The following is a 16,725-nucleotide window of genomic DNA, read 5'->3' as shown; positions in this document are numbered from 1 at the left end:
TTGAAATAGTACTATATCGTCTACTTTTTTGCAAAACATTACCTCTGTAATGTATTGTCAATTAATGGATTGTATTTTTCTTTTTCAAGTACGCTCACAGGTGTGCTGTTATTGGCTGTAACTTGCGTTTTTTATATTTATTAGGTATTGCTGAGTAGAATGCGATCGCTTATTTAGTTGATAAATCAAGTTTAATTTGCAATATTCTCATGTAATAAAAGTTGTTTTTTTGCATTTTTAGAGGCGGGTAAATACAAAAAAGGCGCAATTGGTATAGCCAATTGCGCCAATGTTATGCGTTATTTATGAAGGGTTTAGCCATTCTGAGTCTTAATCAGATTAAGAGCCGATCCTGCTTTAAACCATTCAATTTGATTCTCATTATAAGTATGGTTACATACGATTTCATCGATGGAGCCGTCTTCGTGAGTGACCTTTAGTGTTAAAGGTTTTCCGGGAGCGAAAGCGGTCAGGTCGATAGTGTCAAAAGTGTCATTCTCTTGAATTTTATCGTAATCTGCCGGATTGTCAAAGGTGAATCCCAGCATTCCCTGCTTTTTGAGATTGGTTTCGTGAATTCGGGCAAAAGACTTCACCAAAACAATGCGAACACCCAGGTGGCGAGGCTCCATAGCCGCATGCTCACGAGAGGATCCTTCCCCATAGTTTTCATCACCCACTACAATAGAAGGAATGCCCGCTGCTTTGTAGGCACGCTGCGTAGCCGGAACAGCACCATATTCTCCGGTTAGTTGGTTTTTAACCTCATTGGTTTGGTCGTTGAAAGCATTCACCGCACCAATCAGGCAATTGTCTGAAATATTGTCCAGATGGCCGCGGTAACGCAACCATGGTCCTGCCATTGAGATGTGGTCAGTGGTACATTTGCCCTTGGCCTTGATCAATAATTTCATGCCTTCAATCTCCTTGCCTTCGTAAGGAGTAAAAGGAGTCAGTAGTTGAAGGCGTTTGGAGTCTTCGGCAACCACCACATTTACATCCGAACCATCTTCAGCAGGAGCCTGGTATCCGTTGTCTTCCACATCGAAGCCTTTTGCAGGAAGTTCATCCCCAACCGGTGCATCAAGTTTTACTTCCTCTCCTTTATTATTCACTAAAGTATCCGTGATAGGGTTGAAATCCAATCGACCGGAAATCGCAATGGCGGCTACCATTTCTGGGGACGCTACGAAGGCATGCGTATTCGGATTACCATCAGCACGCTTAGAGAAGTTACGGTTGAAGGAGTGAATGATAGAATTCTTTTCTTCTTTATCTGCTCCGGCACGAGCCCACTGTCCAATACAAGGTCCACAGGCATTGGTGAAAATCTTAGCATCCAAATCTTCGAAGATTTTTAACAAGCCATCACGCTCAGCGGTATAGCGTACCTGCTCAGAGCCCGGGTTGATCCCAAATTCCGCTTTAGTAACTAAACCTTTATCTACCGCCTGTTTGGCAATAGAGGAGGCTCTGGATAAATCCTCATAAGAAGAGTTGGTACAGGAACCGATTAGTCCCCATTCCACATCAAGCGGCCAGCTATTGGCTTCTGCGGCAGCCCCCATTTCAGAGATAGGAGTAGCGCGGTCTGGCGTAAAGGGCCCGTTTAAATGTGGTTCCAGTTTATCCAGGTCGATTTCAATAACCTGATCAAAATATTGCTCCGGATTGGCGTAAACCTCTTCATCCGCAGTCAGGTATTCTTTAATGTCATTAGCTGCCGCAGCAACTTCGGCTCTTCCGGTGGCGCGTAAATAGCGTTCCATGGATTCGTCATAACCAAAGGTGGAGGTCGTCGCTCCAATCTCTGCCCCCATATTACAGATGGTGCCTTTTCCGGTAGCGGATAGTGATTTAGCGCCTTCGCCGAAATATTCCACAATACAACCGGTTCCACCTTTTACCGTAAGAATTCCGGCTACTTTTAATATAATGTCTTTTGGAGCAGTCCAGCCGTTTAATTTTCCGGTAAGTTTAACCCCGATTAATTTTGGGAATTTTAATTCCCAGGGCATTCCGGCCATAACATCCACCGCATCAGCGCCACCAACCCCAATGGCAACCATACCTAATCCACCGGCATTCACCGTGTGAGAGTCGGTTCCAATCATCATCCCACCCGGGAAGGCGTAATTCTCTAGCACTACCTGGTGAATAATACCTGCTCCTGGTTTCCAAAAACCAATGCCATACTTGTTTGATACCGACTCTAGAAAGTCGAATACCTCTGAGCTTTGTGATTTCGCAGCAGCCAAATCAGTTGCTGCGCCTACTTTGGCCTGGATAAGGTGATCACAGTGAACGGTAGTGGGAACCGCTACTTTGTTTTTTCCGGCTTGCATGAATTGTAAAAGGGCCATTTGTGCAGTGGCATCCTGACAAGCAATGCGATCCGGAGCAAAGTCTACATATGAAGCGCCTCTTTCATAAGAGGAAGTTGCATTTCCGTCCCAAAGGTGTGCGTAAAGGATTTTTTCAGCAAGGGTAAGTGGTTTGCCGACTACTTTTTTAGCCGCCTCAATACGCTCTGGAAATTTAGCGTAAAGTCCCTTGATCATCTCCAAATCAAAAATCATAGTATAACGGGGTTTTTAGGTGTTAAAGTTCTTTTGTGTGCAGCCTATGCTGAAACTTAGGCGGGATTTTAGCCATCAAAAAAAGTATTTTCTAATTAGGTGCCATTATCCGTGGTGTTCCATCTTATTTAAGGTTAGGCAAAATATATTTCTGCCTTAGCATGGAAAACAGTCATTATTTTAGCTAGGCCAATCGAATTTAAATAAAAATTGGGAACATATTAGCCAAAGCAGGAAGTTGTTTGTGATTTATAACAAAAAAACAGTTGTTTTTTTATAGATTTTTGGACGGTCAATATAGGGTTTGTTTATCTCCTTAAAATATGATTGGGCGCTAGATTGATGCTTCCCCCGAACCGATAGATCTCTACAATTTGTTGTAGCTGCAAGTCCAATCAGCTAAGCCTCAGTGGGGTGAATGAGGTTGATGTAGCTCATGTTTTTGGCTACTACATGGGCTTGAGGATTAGAGTCAGTATAAAAACAGATTAGTTCGGTGCTTTCTCCTCCATTTATAGAAATGATATTGTTCAAATTGCGTTATTTGGTCATATTAAAGTTTGTGTTGTGATATTCTAATTTAATATCTTTAAAAGCTAGATCAGTTAAGTTTGTTAGGTGATATTTATCATAGTTCTTAACAGGACTGGACTAAGAAATGATAATTTATAATCATTTTAAATAACTCTGATTTGATCGCTTAATTAGCTTGTAAAAGGCTGTTATACAACTTTATGGGGGTAATTTATGATCCCAGTCAGTAAATAGACAAAAAGGCCATAAAAATAGCCTATTATGAAATGAATTAAGGTCGTGTTAGATTTGACTAACCGGGGTTTTTTTGACTCCGACCATAAAACTCAATGCTTCTTATTAATCGCTATGATGTTGTTTAAAACTTTTTTTTCTCGTTTAGCGCTCACGCTAATGCTGATGGTAAGCCTGATGGCTTCCTCCATTGCGCAAGACGCTTCCGGTGGGGACGGTATTCCTACGGACGAGGCCACCATCTCAGCAGGTCAGTCCTTGTTTGAGGACAACTGTACCGTTTGCCACGCGGTGCATGAGGTGGTTGTGGGGCCGGCACTGAAAGATGTGCATGAGCGACGACCGTTGGACTGGATCCAATCTTTTATTCGTAACTCTCAGAAAGTAATCCAAAGCGGTGATGAATACGCCGTCAAGCTTTATGAAGAGTACAATAAAACGGAGATGACCTCTTTTGATTTCTCCAATGAGGAAATCAATTCCATTCTCGCTTACATTAAAGTGGAGTCAGGAAAAACGCCTGTAGCCGCTGCAGAAGAACCAGCTGCAGATGGTGCATCCGCCACCCAGGCAGGTGCCTCAGAGGGTGTTTCTGATTTCGTCATGTATGCTTTGGTGATCAACCTGGTGATCCTGGTGTTGATTCTGATCGTATTGGCCATGATCGTTCGGGTATTGACCAAATACCTGGAGCAAAAGTCAGATTTGGATGTGGAAGATCAGGAGATCATTTCTGCACGCTTTAGTTTGGCTGCTTTGTTCAAGTCTAAGCCGATGATTGCCATCATGACCATCCTTTTCGTTGCGGTCATTACCAAAACCGTGATCGATTCTTTATTTCATGTAGGTGTTCAGCAGGGCTATGCTCCTGTACAACCCATCGCCTTTTCTCATGAAATTCACGCTGGTCAGTATGACATTGACTGTAACTACTGCCACACCGGCGTGACCAAATCTAAAAATGCCAATATCCCATCTGCCAATATCTGTATGAATTGCCACTCGGCGATTAAAACAGATTCAGACGAGATTGCGAAGATCTATGCGGCAGTTGAAAATAATCAGCCAATCGAGTGGGTACGTGTTCACAACTTACCTGATTTGGCTTATTTCAACCACTCCCAGCACGTAAAAGTTGGTGGCTTGGAATGTCAGCAATGTCACGGTGAGGTAGAAACGATGGAGGTGGTTCGTCAGGAAGCGCCATTGACCATGGGCTGGTGTATCGATTGTCACAGAACGACAGAGGTAAACAGCAAGGGTAATGCGTACTACGACAAGCTTGTGGAGCTTCACGCAGAGCATAGTAAAGAGCCTATGCGCGTTGAAGATATTGGTGGATTAGAATGTTCTAAATGTCATTACTAGTAGGAAGTATCAATCATTGAGTTGACCGGTGGTGCTCAGGTGCCACCTCTTTTCCTCAGATTGATGTCACTACTAACTACTATTTTTACAATGGAAAAAACGAACAAAAGATATTGGAAAGGAATCGAGGAGCTGAAGAATGATCCTGAATTCGTGAAGCATGCAGATAAGGAATTCGCGGAATATCTTCCGATCAACGAATCCAAACGTGCAGGTGATAACGAAGGGCCTTCTCGCCGTGATTTCTTGAAAATGATGGGATTCTCCGTGACCGCAGCCGCATTGGCCGCTTGTGAGGCACCGGTAAGAAAAGCGATCCCTTATTTGAATAAACCTGTTGATGTAGATCCGGGTAAAGCCAACTATTATGCTTCTTCTTTTTTACTAGGAGGTGATTATGCTTCTGTAGTAGTAAAAACAAGAGAGGGGCGTCCTATCAAACTAGAAGGTAATAAGCTATCTTCTTTCTCTCAAGGTGGTGTTTCTGCTCAGGTAGAATCCTCTGTATTGAGCCTTTACGATAAGCAGCGTTTCACTGCTCCTCAGAAGGGTGGTCAAAATACAGACTGGGCAACCTTGGATAAAGAGGTGATGTCGAAATTGAAGGAGATTTCAGCTCAAGGCGGTAAAATCGCTTTGGTGTCTCACTCTTTGATTTCTCCTTCTACGAATAAAGCATTGGCGGCTTTCGCTGAGAAATATGGAAATGTAGAGACATTTGTTTACGATCCTGTTTCTGTTTCAGCCATTGCGCAAGCTAATGAATGGGCCTTCGGAACTAAAGTTGTTCCTACTTATGACTTCTCCAAAGCAGATGTGATTGTCAGCTTCGATGCTGATTTCTTAAATAACTGGGTGAACCCTATCGCGAATGCTGCTCAATATGCAGAGACGCGTAAGGTGACGAAAGAAAACCCAACCATGTCTCGCCACTATCAGGTAGAGGCTAACCTGAGCATGACAGGTGCCAATGCGGATTACCGTGCGGCATTGAAACCATCTCAAATTCCTGCAGCCATTGCTAACCTTTACAATGCCATTGCCAAGCAGGCAGGTCGTCCTACCGTGAACGCACCGGCAGTTAAAGTTTCTTATTTTGATTCCATGGCCAAAGACCTTTGGAATGCAAAAGGGAAGTCTTTGGTAGTAGCAGGAGTGAATGATCCATATGTTCAGGTAATGGTGAACGCCATTAACGACATGTTGGGGAACTACACCACAACTATCAATCTTAACCAGCCTGTACTGACGCGTCAGGGTGATGAGAAAGCCTTTAATGGTTTTGTGAAAGGTTTGAATAGTGGTGCCTACGCCGGGGTATTTTTCTTGAACTGTAACCCGGTATATGATAATCCTCACGGAACAGCGATCAAGGCTGGATTGAAGAAGGCGAAATTGACCGTCGCTACTTCTGATCGTAAGGATGAGACTACAGATGCAGTGACTTATGTAGCTCCTGATCACCACTTCTTAGAGCAGTGGAATGATGCGGAACCTACTACCGGTCACTTTGCTTTGGCACAGCCAACGATTTCTCCTTTGTTCGCTACTCGTCAGATGCCGGAATCTTTCTTGGCGTGGACGGAGAACAAAACAGATTATTATACCTTCCTTCAGAATTCTTGGAAAGCCGATCAGTTTGAGCAGCAGTCGAAATTCATTGATTTCGGCATGTTCTGGGATCAGTGCTTGCATGATGGTGTATTTGAGCCTGCTAAAGGTAAAAATGCAGCCACTGCTGTGGAATTCGTAGGTAAGCCTGACGTATGTGCAGCGCGTATTGCGAAGAACTACAAGTCAGCAGATGTAGAATTGTCGCTTTATACCAAATTTGGTATCGGTACTGGTGTTCAGGCCAACAACCCATGGTTGCAGGAACTTCCTGATGCAGTAACCAAAGCGACTTGGGATAACTACCTGACGGTATCTCAATCCATGGCCAAGGAATTGGGCATTGAGATGTTTGAAGGAGATTCTCAAATGGTAGAGTTGACCATCGGTAATCAAACCATGGAGGTGCCGGTGATGGTACAGCCAGGACAGGCGAAAGGGTCTGTTGGTTTGGCTTTGGGATACGGACGCACCGCAGCCGGCCGCGTAGCGGATGGCGTAGGTGTGGATGCTAACCCATTGGTAGCGATGGTAGGTGACTACTCGAACTTCTATGCGGGTGGGGTTTCCATCAAGGCGGGAAGAGGTAAATACCGTATTGCGCAAACGCAGACGCACCAAACTTATATGGGCCGCCACAATGTGATTCAGGAAACGACCCTTGGGGAGTATCAGAAGAATCCATCGGCAGGTCGTGTTCAGCCGGAGATTGTAACGGCAGAGGGCAAAGTGAAGCCTAAGGCCGTGACGCTGTGGAATGGACACCAATATGAGAATCATCACTGGATGATGGCCATCGACATGAATGCCTGTAATGGGTGTGGTACTTGTGTGGTTTCTTGTAATGTAGAAAATAATGTTCCTGTTGTAGGTAAAGAAGAGGTGTTGATGCGTCGTGAAATGCACTGGTTGCGTATCGACCGTTATTATTCTTCTGATGCCGATGCAGGTGACCTTTCAGGCCTGGAAGAAGCATCCGATAATCCGGAGGTGACTTTCCAGCCGATGATGTGTCAGCATTGTAATAATGCCCCTTGTGAAACGGTATGTCCGGTTGCGGCCACGACCCACTCTTCAGAAGGTTTGAACCAGATGACTTACAACCGTTGTATTGGTACCCGTTATTGTGCGAACAACTGTCCTTACAAAGTTCGTCGATTTAACTGGTTCAAGTACCATGACAATACGCAGTTCGATATGAACCTGTCCATGAGTAATGACTTAGGGAAAATGGTATTGAACCCGGATGTAACGGTGCGTTCACGTGGTGTTATGGAAAAATGTTCTTTCTGTGTTCAGCGTATTCAGGGTAGTAAATTGGAAGCAAAACGCGAAGGTCGTCCATTGGAAGATGGAGAGGTGACTACTGCCTGTGCGGCTTCATGTTCTACCGGAGCGATTGTTTTTGGTGATATTAACGATCCAAAGTCTCAGATCTCTCAAATGTTGAAACTGAAGAAAGATCGTACGGATAAGGTAGAAACGGTAGAGGTTGGTGAAGAGCGTGCTTATGCAGTGCTTGAGGAGATCAACGTTTTACCAAACGTTTACTACATGACCAAGATCCGTAACAAAAATAGTAAAGAAGTTAAGGCTTAAAATATTCTGAAGATATGCAAGTAACATCACCTGTTCGTGAGCCTTTAGTTACCGGTGGAAAGACCATCCACGATGTAACTGAGGATGTTTGCTCGCGCGTGGAGCAGGCGCCAACAAAAACATGGATGTTGGCCATTACTGCCTCTATAGCGCTGTTGCTAGTCGGAGCATATGCCGTATGGCGTACCCTTTGGGACGGTATTGGTATGTGGGGACTGAACAAAACCGTCGGTTGGGCGTGGGATATCACCAACTTCGTATGGTGGGTGGGTATCGGTCACGCCGGTACTTTGATTTCCGCCGTATTGTTGTTGTTCCGTCAAAAGTGGAGAACCTCCATTAACCGGGCAGCCGAAGCGATGACCATCTTTGCCGTAATCTGTGCGGCCATGTTCCCATTAGTACACATGGGACGTGTATGGATCGGTTTCATCTGGGCATTGCCATTACCGAACACTTTCGGATCGTTGTGGGTAAACTTCAACTCTCCGCTGTTGTGGGACGTATTCGCGATCTCCACCTATTTCTCTGTATCATTGGTATTCTGGTACATCGGTTTGATTCCTGACTTTGGAACCATCCGTGACCGTGCTAAGAATCCTATTTCTAAAGCCGTTTATGGCGCGTTATCCATGGGCTGGAGTGGTTCCGCAAAAGCCTGGATGCACTATGAGGCGGTATCCTTGATTTTGGCTGGTTTAGCAACGCCATTGGTATTGTCGGTACACACCATCGTATCCTTTGACTTTGCAACCTCTGTAATCCCGGGTTGGCACACCACGATCTTCCCGCCCTACTTCGTGGCAGGAGCGATCTTCTCTGGTTTTGCCATGGTATTGACTTTGATGTTGGTGACCCGTAAGGTTTACAAACTGGAGGACTATATCACCCTGACGCACATCGAATACATGAACTATGTGATCATCACAACCGGTTCTATTGTAGGTTGTGCGTATATCACGGAGTTCTTCGTGGCTTGGTATTCCGGGGTTGAAGCCGAGCAATATGCATTTATTAACCGTATGACTGGTCCTTATTGGTGGGCATATTGGTCAATGATGGCATGTAACGTTTTGTCACCTCAAGCTTTTTGGTTTAAGAGAGTTCGTCGTTCATTGGTGTTAACATTCATCTTGTCCATTATTGTGAATATCGGGATGTGGTTCGAGCGTTTCGTAATTATCGTAACCTCTCTACACCGTGACTTCTTGCCTTCTTCCTGGGCCATGTTCTACCCAACAATGTATGATGTAGGTTTCTACCTGTTCACATTCGGGTTGTTCTTTACCTTGTTCTTTGCTTTCGCGAAGTTCTTCCCTGTAATCAATATGGCAGAGGTGAAGTCTGTATTGAAATCTTCTTCTGGTGAAATCGCTGATAAGAAATAATCATGAGTAAGCCTAATAATTATCTGATCGGCATCTTTGATGATGAGGACGTACTACTTTCAGGAGTAAAGAAAGTACGTGATGCGGGAGCGAATATCTATGAGGTATTTACCCCATTTCCGGTGCATGGTTTAGAGCATGCTCTTGGTTATAAGCGTTCGAAATTACCAGTAGCGGCTTTCCTTTTTGGAATGTGCGGAACGATGTTGGCCCTTTTGATGATGACCTATATGATGGGTATCGACTGGCCAATGATTATCGGTGGTAAGGACTTTATTGCGGTACCTGATTTCATTCCGGTAACTTTCGAATTAACCGTGCTATTGTCGGCCTTTGGTATGGTCGGAACCTTCTTCGTGATGGTGGGCTTGAAGCCTTACGCTACGCCTGAGGTTTATGATGTTCGCCAGACGGATGACAAGCACGTGATGATTGTGGATTTGGATAAAAATAAGTTCGATGAAGAAACCCTTCGTGCCATCATTAGAGATGCAGGAGCTTCTGAAGTGAACAATCCGAACTCCGGTTTAACTAACGAAAAAGAACAAGAAGAATATGCGGTTTAATTGGAATACATTATTCGTAGGTGCTTTGGCAGCAACCGCATTGTTCGGTTGTACTAAAGCCGGTGGCGAAAACCAAGGGGTGGAGTATGCGCCTAACATGTATCACTCCGTAGCTTATGAGCCACTAAAGCAGATTACTGATAAAGAAGCAGGTTCGTGGTTGTCTAACCGTGAAGACGGTTTGGGTGAGTTTTTTAACTCCAATGTGAACAACCCGCATGAGATGAACATGCGTGAGCCTGTAGCAGGAACTGTAAAACGTGATGAAAATGGATTTTTACCTTACCGCCTGCCGGCTGATAGCTTGGCTTATGCTGCGGAGGTCGTAAAAAGCCCATTTGAAAAAACGGAAGCAGTCGTAGCCAATGGAAAGGCCTTGTATGAGAAATTCTGTATCCAGTGTCATGGTGATACCGGACAGGGAGACGGAAAAGTAGGAGTGGTATTCAAAGGGGTACCGTCCTACTCTAAAGGTCGTGTGGCGGAGGTGTCTGAAGGACATATCTTCCATGTGATTACTCATGGAAAAGGACGTATGGGAGCGCACGGATCTCAATTGAACCAAAAGGAGCGTTGGGAGATTGTCGCTTACGTACAACAACTGCAAAATCAATAATTTTTTGAACCTATCGTGGGGCTTTCGGGTCCCACGTAAGAAATAGCTAACATCATGACTGAAACATTTGACTTTAGCGCTGCAGTTAAGAAGCCCCTGATCATGGCCGCCATTGCTGGATTGGTTTGTTTGATCATTGGTGTCGCTTCTAGCGTTATGGGCGGAGGCCACCACGAGGCGGCTCATGACGACCATGCTCCCAAAGTAGAGCAAGCTGCTGGACATGATGCCCATGCGGAGGCTGCACACGGAGATGCGCATGCCGCTGGCGGGCATCATGAAGAATTTTCCTGGACCAAGCGCGTTTGGACCAGCTTATGGCATAACGGTGTATTCTTTTTAGGAATTGCTGCTGCCGGTATTCTTTTCTTTGCGGTACAATATGCAGCACAGGCCGGTTGGTCTGCTCCTGTACAACGTATTCCATTGGCCATGGGTAACTGGTTGCCAATTGGTGGTGGAATTATCATTGTATTATTTACCGTATTCAATCACGACCTGTTTCACTGGACGCACGATTACCTTTATGAGAAGGGTACGCCGACCTATGACGCCATTTTGGATGGAAAAAAATCATTCTTGAATGTGCCATTCTTTATTGGTCGCATGGTGGCTTATGTGGCTTTGTGGACGGTAATGTTCTTCCAATTGAAGAAAAACGCTTTGGCGGAAGATGAAAATGGAGGAGACCAGTACTGGTTCAAGGGCCGTAAGTTGTCTGCCATCTATATCATTCTTTTTGCGGTAACTGGTGTTACTGCATCTTGGGACTGGTTGATGTCGATTGACCCACACTGGTTCTCTACGCTTTACGGTTGGTATGTGATTGCTTCCTGGTGGGTAACCGGTTTGGCATTCATCTGTATGACCGTGGTCTTGTTGAAAGAGAATGGATATTTGAAAGAAGTAAATGCGAACCACATCCACGATTTGGGTAAGTACGTTTTCGCTTTCTCTGTATTCTGGACTTACTTGTGGTTCTCGCAGTTCTTGTTGATTTACTATGCGAACATTCCGGAGGAGACCATCTACTTCGTAGAGCGTCTACAGACCGGACCCTATAAAGCATTGTTCTTCATCAACATCTTGATCAACTTTATCTTTCCATTCTTATTTTTAATGACGCGCGATTCCAAGCGTCACGGTATCTTCTTGAAAATTGCCTGTCCTGCTGTAATCTTCGGACACTGGATTGATTTCTACCTGATGGTAGCACCAGGCATCCTGAAAGGTAACGGTGGCCTGACCTTCATCGACCTTGGATTCTTCCTGATCTTCGGCGTAGCCTTTATCTGGGTCTTCTTGACGAACCTGGCGAAGTCGCCATTAGTAGCCTTGAATCACCCGATGATGGAAGAAGCGAAGCATCATCACATTTAATTAATAAGAAGCATCATACTCGAAAGCCCCGGACCATTTGGTTCGGGGCTTTTTCTGTCTTGGGGGAATTCGTTTTGGCAGAGCGCCGGTGTTTTTAGGCTTTTATTTTTTAATCCAGCCCTTTGAATGGGCTTTGAAATAATGCTTGGCGTTTACGAACGGATACTTTTTGGTATGAGTGGTCTTGTTTTGGGATTATTCGTTTACTGTGAATTATTCAATTGTTATGGGGGTGATTTGGTCTTCTTAGCCATTGATATGCTATTAGTTATATTGTTATGATTTTTTAAGAAATAGTGTTATTATACCAATTGAAACTACAAATGATTCTTAACTACAGAATGTAAATTATGAAAAACTACATCAACCTTTTGCTTGGGTTATTGGCAGTTGTGGTAATGAGTTGCGCGAAGCCTGCCGATCAGGAACAAGCTGCTTTTACCACAGTAAGTGCTACTGATTCCAATGGTTATACTTATGAATATGTCGTGGATGATCCCTTGAAAGCCCGAATCTATACCCTGGATAACGGACTGAAAGTATACCTTTCGCAATATCAGGCAAAGCCCAGAATTCAGACTTATATCGCCGTGAAAGCAGGAGGTAAATATGATCCGGCAGATGCCACCGGCCTGGCGCATTATCTGGAGCATATGATGTTCAAGGGTACTTCTAAATTTGGAACCGCTGACTGGGCTAAGGAGAAGGTGTTGTTGGACAGTATTGAAGCGATGTTCGAGCATTACCGCACGCTGGAAGATGAGGCGGCACGGAAAGCCTATTATGCGAAGATTGATGAGGTTTCCCTGGAGGCTTCCAAATATGCGATTGCCAACGAATATGATAAAATGTTAGGGGCTTTAGGGGCTTCCGGAACCAATGCTTATACCACAGAAGACCGAACGGTATATGTCAATGACATCCCTACGAATGAATTGGACAAATGGCTGGATGTGGAATCTGAGCGTTTTTCCATGATTGTGAATCGCCTGTTCCATACCGAGCTGGAAGCAGTTTATGAAGAAAAAAATCGCTCTTTGGATAATGATGGCTGGCAGGTATATGAGACTTTGGCCTCTACCATGTTCCCTGATCATAAATATGGTACGCAAACGGTAATTGGAACGATTGATCACCTGAAGAATCCTTCCATCACCAAGATCCGCGAGTATTTTGCCAAATATTATATCCCGAATAATGTGGCCATTTGTTTAAGTGGTGATTTGAATTATGATGCCACGATTAAGAAAATAGATCAATACTTCGGAAAGTGGGAGCAAAAACCATTGGAGCCTTATAAAATGCAGGAGTCAGCTCCAATAACTTCTGTTCAGGAGAAAACGGTGACCGGTCCTGAAGCAGCCAATGTGACCATCGGTTTTAAATTGCCTGGCCAGATGTCGGAAGAGCGGGTTTTGGCTAAATTATGCGATATGATTTTGTCTAATTCATCCGCAGGCTTGATTGACCTGAACTTGAAGCAAAGTCAAAAAGTATTAAACCCTTACTCCTATATCAATAGCGGTAATGATTATTCCGCCCAGGTATTGGGTGGTATGCCTCGTGAAGGTCAGACTTTGGCGGAAGTGAAGGATCTGCTTTTGGCTCAGGTAGAGAAAATTAAAAAGGGAGAATTTGAGGATTGGTTAATTGAGGCGATCGTGAATGATTTCCGTAAAATGAGTATTTCTCAGCAGGAAAGTAATTCCGCCCGTGCAGGGATGTTCGTAACGGCCTTTACCAACGATATTCCATGGGCAGACTTCATTGATGATAATACACAAATGAAGGCTTATACGAAGCAGGATGTTATGGATTTCGCCAACAAATACTTCAAAGACAATTATGTGGTAGTCTATAAAGAAGTAGGGGAGAAGTCCAATAAGGTGAAGGTTGAAAAGCCACAGATTACTCAGGTAGAACTTAACCGGGAAAAGGCCTCTGAATTTCTTACCCGAATCAATGAGACGCCGGCGGCCCCATTGCAGCCTGTATTTTTAGACTTTTCCAAAGATTTAACGATTACGGCTATCAAGCAGGATATTCCTTTATGGTATAAAGTAAACGATGAGAATGAGTTGTTCAATTTAACTTATCAGATTGATCGGGGAAGTAATAATGATCCGATGATGAGCCAGGCGGTGAATTATTTGTCCTATTTGGGAACAGAGGATTTGACTGCAGAAGAAGTGAAAAAGGAATTTTACAAATTAGGCTGTGATTATTCGGTATATGCAGGAGACCGCAAAGTATACGTAAGCCTGAGTGGTCTGGATGATAACTTTGAGCCGGCATTGGATCTTTTTGAAAAGCTCTTGAAAAATGCAAAAGCAGATGATGAGGCACTGGTAAAATTGGTCGATGGCGTAATGAAGCAAAGGGATAATCAGAAGAAGAATAAAAATGCCTTATTATTTGGTGGTTTGAGAGCATATGCGACTTACGGACCTGATTCCCCGAATCGACATAACTTATCCAATAATCAATTAAAGGCGCTTGATCCTGCGGTATTGGTGGATAAAGTCCATCATATGCTGGATAAGGAGCATAAAGTGGAGTACTATGGCCCTCGTTCGGTAGAAGACCTGACCAAAGTGTTGAACCAGTATCATCAGGTTCCCGAGTCTTTGGTGGCATTGGAAGAAGAAAAAGACTTTAAAGTATTGCCGGCAGATCAACCGACTGTATTCTGGGTGGATTATGATATGAGACAGTCCGAGGTCATTATGATTGCCCCATTGGATATTTATGATCCTAAGGAAGCGGCAGCAGTTACACTGTTTAATGAATATTTTGGTGGTGGAATGAGCTCCATTGTATTTACCACCATGAGGGAATCCAAGGCATTGGCATATTCTGTTTGGTCTGCTTATAGTGCACGAAATGAGGAAGGTAAGCGAGATCTGATGTTTGCTTATATCGGTACTCAGGCAGATAAATTGTCGGATGCGATGGAAGGAATGACTGATTTGATCAATAATCCTCCTAAAGTGGATAAGAACTTTGAGGCTGCGAAGGTCGCTGTTTTGAAGAGTCTGGAATCGGAGCGTATCATTAAGGCAGGAGTGTTGGGCGCTTATGAATCTGCCCTGCGCAAAGGCCTGGATTATGATCAGCGTAAAGAGATATACGAAGCAGTGAAGACCATGACCCTGGAGGATGTGATCAAATTTCAGGAAGAGAAGATTAAGGACAAAACTTATAATATTGCCGTCATTGGTAAAAAGGAAAATCTTGACCCTAAAGTGTTGTCTAAATATGGCAAGGTGAAAGAAGTGAAGCTGGAGGAGATCTTTGGATTTGAGGAAGATTTGGCGCTTTAATTTCTATCGCCTATAAGAAAAATTGATAAGGCCTTTTCCGCTTAAGGAAGGCCTTTTTTTTGTTTGAAATCAACACAACATCAAGGAGTTAGGAATAGTATATAAAGTAGAAACTATGATGCGTATCATGTTTTAAGGCGGGAGACGGTTATTGTAATAATGATAGGAAAATAAGGGGGTAAGCTTAATTGGGTTAAGATCTGATTGGATTTTTATTTGTAAAACATCAAACAAATCTACCATAATGCTCATTTCAGGGCTAATTCTTACAGATTATGAATTGAATATATTTCGCCCGTTTTTTTTGCTTTGGAATGAAGATCTAATTAATATCGCAGTAATTAATGATAAAAGTCATTGTTTTCGCTATTCAACCGCAGGTCTACACAGGCGGTTGAATAAACAAACTAAAGAACTAATAACCCTAAATAATTAACAACCACTTCCAATGCAGAACCTTGTGATTTTAGTCGGGGCGCTATTTGTTTTGGTGGCCATAGTGCTGGTACATAGAATCTTTGTGCTGGTAGGCGTCGTCAAAGGTACCGACAAAAAACGGATTACGCCGGCCAATAAATGGAATGCTGCCCTGATGGTAGTCTTCTTATTGGTGACTTTATCAATTTCCGGCTACTATTCTTATGTACACTTTGATGAGTACACTATCCCAATTGCTTCCGAGCACGGAGCCTTAACAGACAATTTGTTTTGGATTACAATGGGAGTGACAGGCGTGGTGTTTATCATCACACAAGTATTACTTTTCGGCTTTTCCTTTAAGTATCAACACAACGAAAAGAAGCCCGCCTTCTATTATCCGGATAATGGTAAGCTAGAGGCGCTATGGACGATTGTTCCTGCTATTGTGTTAGCGGCACTGATTATTTCAGGATTGAGTACCTGGCACAAAGTGACGGGTCCCGCACCTGAAAATGCAGAGGTGATTGAAATCTTAGGGTACCAGTTTGCTTGGAAAGTAAGATATCCAGGAGCTGATGGTCAGTTGGGTAAGCATGATTACCGCCTGATTGATGCTGATAATATGTTTGGGATGGATTTCAGCGACAAAACCGCTTTTGATGATTTTATCCCAAGAGAGCTGCATATTCCGGTGAACCGCCCGGTAGAATTTAAAATTCGCGCCCGTGATGTGATTCACTCTGTATTTATTCCTCAATTCCGTTTGAAAATGGATGCAGTGCCGGGAATGCCTACCCGTTTCCATTTCACTGCCACCAAAACTACGGAGGAGATGCGCAGGGAGTTGAACGACCCGAAATTCAATTACGAATTAGCTTGTAATCAGATTTGTGGACGTGGACACTTTGCCATGAAAATGAATGTAGTTGTGGATTCGGAAGAAGACTACGAAAAGTGGAAGGCAGAGCAGAAATCCTGGTTGTCTAAAAATCCGGAATACCTTTCTCGCATTCCCGAAGAGCTTAAAGAACTGGCTTTAGTGAAAACCGGCATGGACACTGAAGCGGAAGCAAACGAAAATTCCCTTTAAACCATAAAGAATCATTA

Annotated in this window: 9 protein-coding genes; 8 read left to right on the top strand and 1 reads right to left on the bottom strand. The window is 43.8% G+C overall.

Going from position 1 to position 16,725, the window contains the following annotated elements:
- Positions 1–314: 314 nt before the first annotated feature.
- Complete coding sequence (locus NG22_RS10550) at positions 315–2,579, bottom strand: aconitate hydratase (protein WP_053405690.1); 2,265 nt, start codon at positions 2,577–2,579, stop codon at positions 315–317.
- Between the two features lie 882 nt (positions 2,580–3,461).
- Between NG22_RS10550 and NG22_RS10545 the strand changes: the two genes are divergently transcribed.
- The 8 genes from NG22_RS10545 (at position 3,462) to NG22_RS10505 (ending at position 16,708) form a co-directional block, all read left to right on the top strand.
- Positions 3,462–4,715, top strand: a complete 1,254-nt coding sequence (locus NG22_RS10545) for a cytochrome c3 family protein (RefSeq protein ID WP_367379235.1) — start codon at positions 3,462–3,464, stop codon at positions 4,713–4,715.
- A gap of 90 nt (positions 4,716–4,805) precedes the next feature.
- Positions 4,806–7,925, top strand: coding sequence for a TAT-variant-translocated molybdopterin oxidoreductase (locus NG22_RS10540; protein ID WP_053405689.1), 3,120 nt, complete (start codon positions 4,806–4,808; stop codon positions 7,923–7,925).
- A 14-nt stretch (positions 7,926–7,939) separates the two neighbouring features.
- A complete protein-coding gene (gene nrfD / locus NG22_RS10535) occupies positions 7,940–9,313 on the top strand; it encodes an NrfD/PsrC family molybdoenzyme membrane anchor subunit (RefSeq protein WP_053405688.1) in 1,374 nt (457 codons plus the stop codon).
- A 2-nt stretch (positions 9,314–9,315) separates the two neighbouring features.
- Positions 9,316–9,879, top strand: a complete 564-nt coding sequence (locus tag NG22_RS10530; protein ID WP_053405687.1) for a DUF3341 domain-containing protein — start codon at positions 9,316–9,318, stop codon at positions 9,877–9,879.
- On the top strand, positions 9,869–10,495 hold the full coding sequence (locus NG22_RS10525; RefSeq protein ID WP_053405686.1) for a cytochrome c: 627 nt from the start codon (positions 9,869–9,871) through the stop codon (positions 10,493–10,495). The genes NG22_RS10530 and NG22_RS10525 overlap by 11 nt, the downstream gene beginning before the upstream one ends.
- Before the next feature lie 54 nt (positions 10,496–10,549).
- Entirely contained in the window at positions 10,550–11,875 is a 1,326-nt protein-coding gene (locus tag NG22_RS10520) for a hypothetical protein (protein WP_053405685.1), read from the top strand.
- A gap of 350 nt (positions 11,876–12,225) precedes the next feature.
- Positions 12,226–15,198 (top strand): pitrilysin family protein, encoded by a 2,973-nt coding sequence (locus tag NG22_RS10515; RefSeq protein ID WP_053405684.1) that lies wholly within the window; start codon positions 12,226–12,228, stop codon positions 15,196–15,198.
- 448 nt (positions 15,199–15,646) lie between these two features.
- Positions 15,647–16,708: a cytochrome c oxidase subunit II gene (locus tag NG22_RS10505; protein ID WP_053405682.1), complete on the top strand. Its 1,062-nt coding sequence runs from the start codon at positions 15,647–15,649 to the stop codon at positions 16,706–16,708.
- Positions 16,709–16,725 lie beyond the last annotated feature (17 nt).

Source organism: Persicobacter sp. CCB-QB2 (assembly GCF_001274635.1).
Classification (GTDB): domain Bacteria; phylum Bacteroidota; class Bacteroidia; order Cytophagales; family Cyclobacteriaceae; genus Persicobacter; species Persicobacter diffluens.
The sequence above is the reverse complement of the archived record's forward strand: the minus strand, read 5'-3'. Positions and strand labels throughout refer to the sequence as shown.

What these genes read in the sequence shown, in the direction of transcription:
- NG22_RS10550 (WP_053405690.1), bottom strand. Translation starts at nt 2,579, where the DNA reads ATGATTTTTGATTTGGAGATGATCAAGGGACTTTACGCTAAATTTCCA.
- NG22_RS10545 (WP_367379235.1), top strand. Translation starts at nt 3,462, where the DNA reads ATGATGTTGTTTAAAACTTTTTTTTCTCGTTTAGCGCTCACGCTAATG.
- NG22_RS10540 (WP_053405689.1), top strand. Translation starts at nt 4,806, where the DNA reads ATGGAAAAAACGAACAAAAGATATTGGAAAGGAATCGAGGAGCTGAAG.
- nrfD (WP_053405688.1), top strand. Translation starts at nt 7,940, where the DNA reads ATGCAAGTAACATCACCTGTTCGTGAGCCTTTAGTTACCGGTGGAAAG.
- NG22_RS10530 (WP_053405687.1), top strand. Translation starts at nt 9,316, where the DNA reads ATGAGTAAGCCTAATAATTATCTGATCGGCATCTTTGATGATGAGGAC.
- NG22_RS10525 (WP_053405686.1), top strand. Translation starts at nt 9,869, where the DNA reads ATGCGGTTTAATTGGAATACATTATTCGTAGGTGCTTTGGCAGCAACC.
- NG22_RS10520 (WP_053405685.1), top strand. Translation starts at nt 10,550, where the DNA reads ATGACTGAAACATTTGACTTTAGCGCTGCAGTTAAGAAGCCCCTGATC.
- NG22_RS10515 (WP_053405684.1), top strand. Translation starts at nt 12,226, where the DNA reads ATGAAAAACTACATCAACCTTTTGCTTGGGTTATTGGCAGTTGTGGTA.
- NG22_RS10505 (WP_053405682.1), top strand. Translation starts at nt 15,647, where the DNA reads ATGCAGAACCTTGTGATTTTAGTCGGGGCGCTATTTGTTTTGGTGGCC.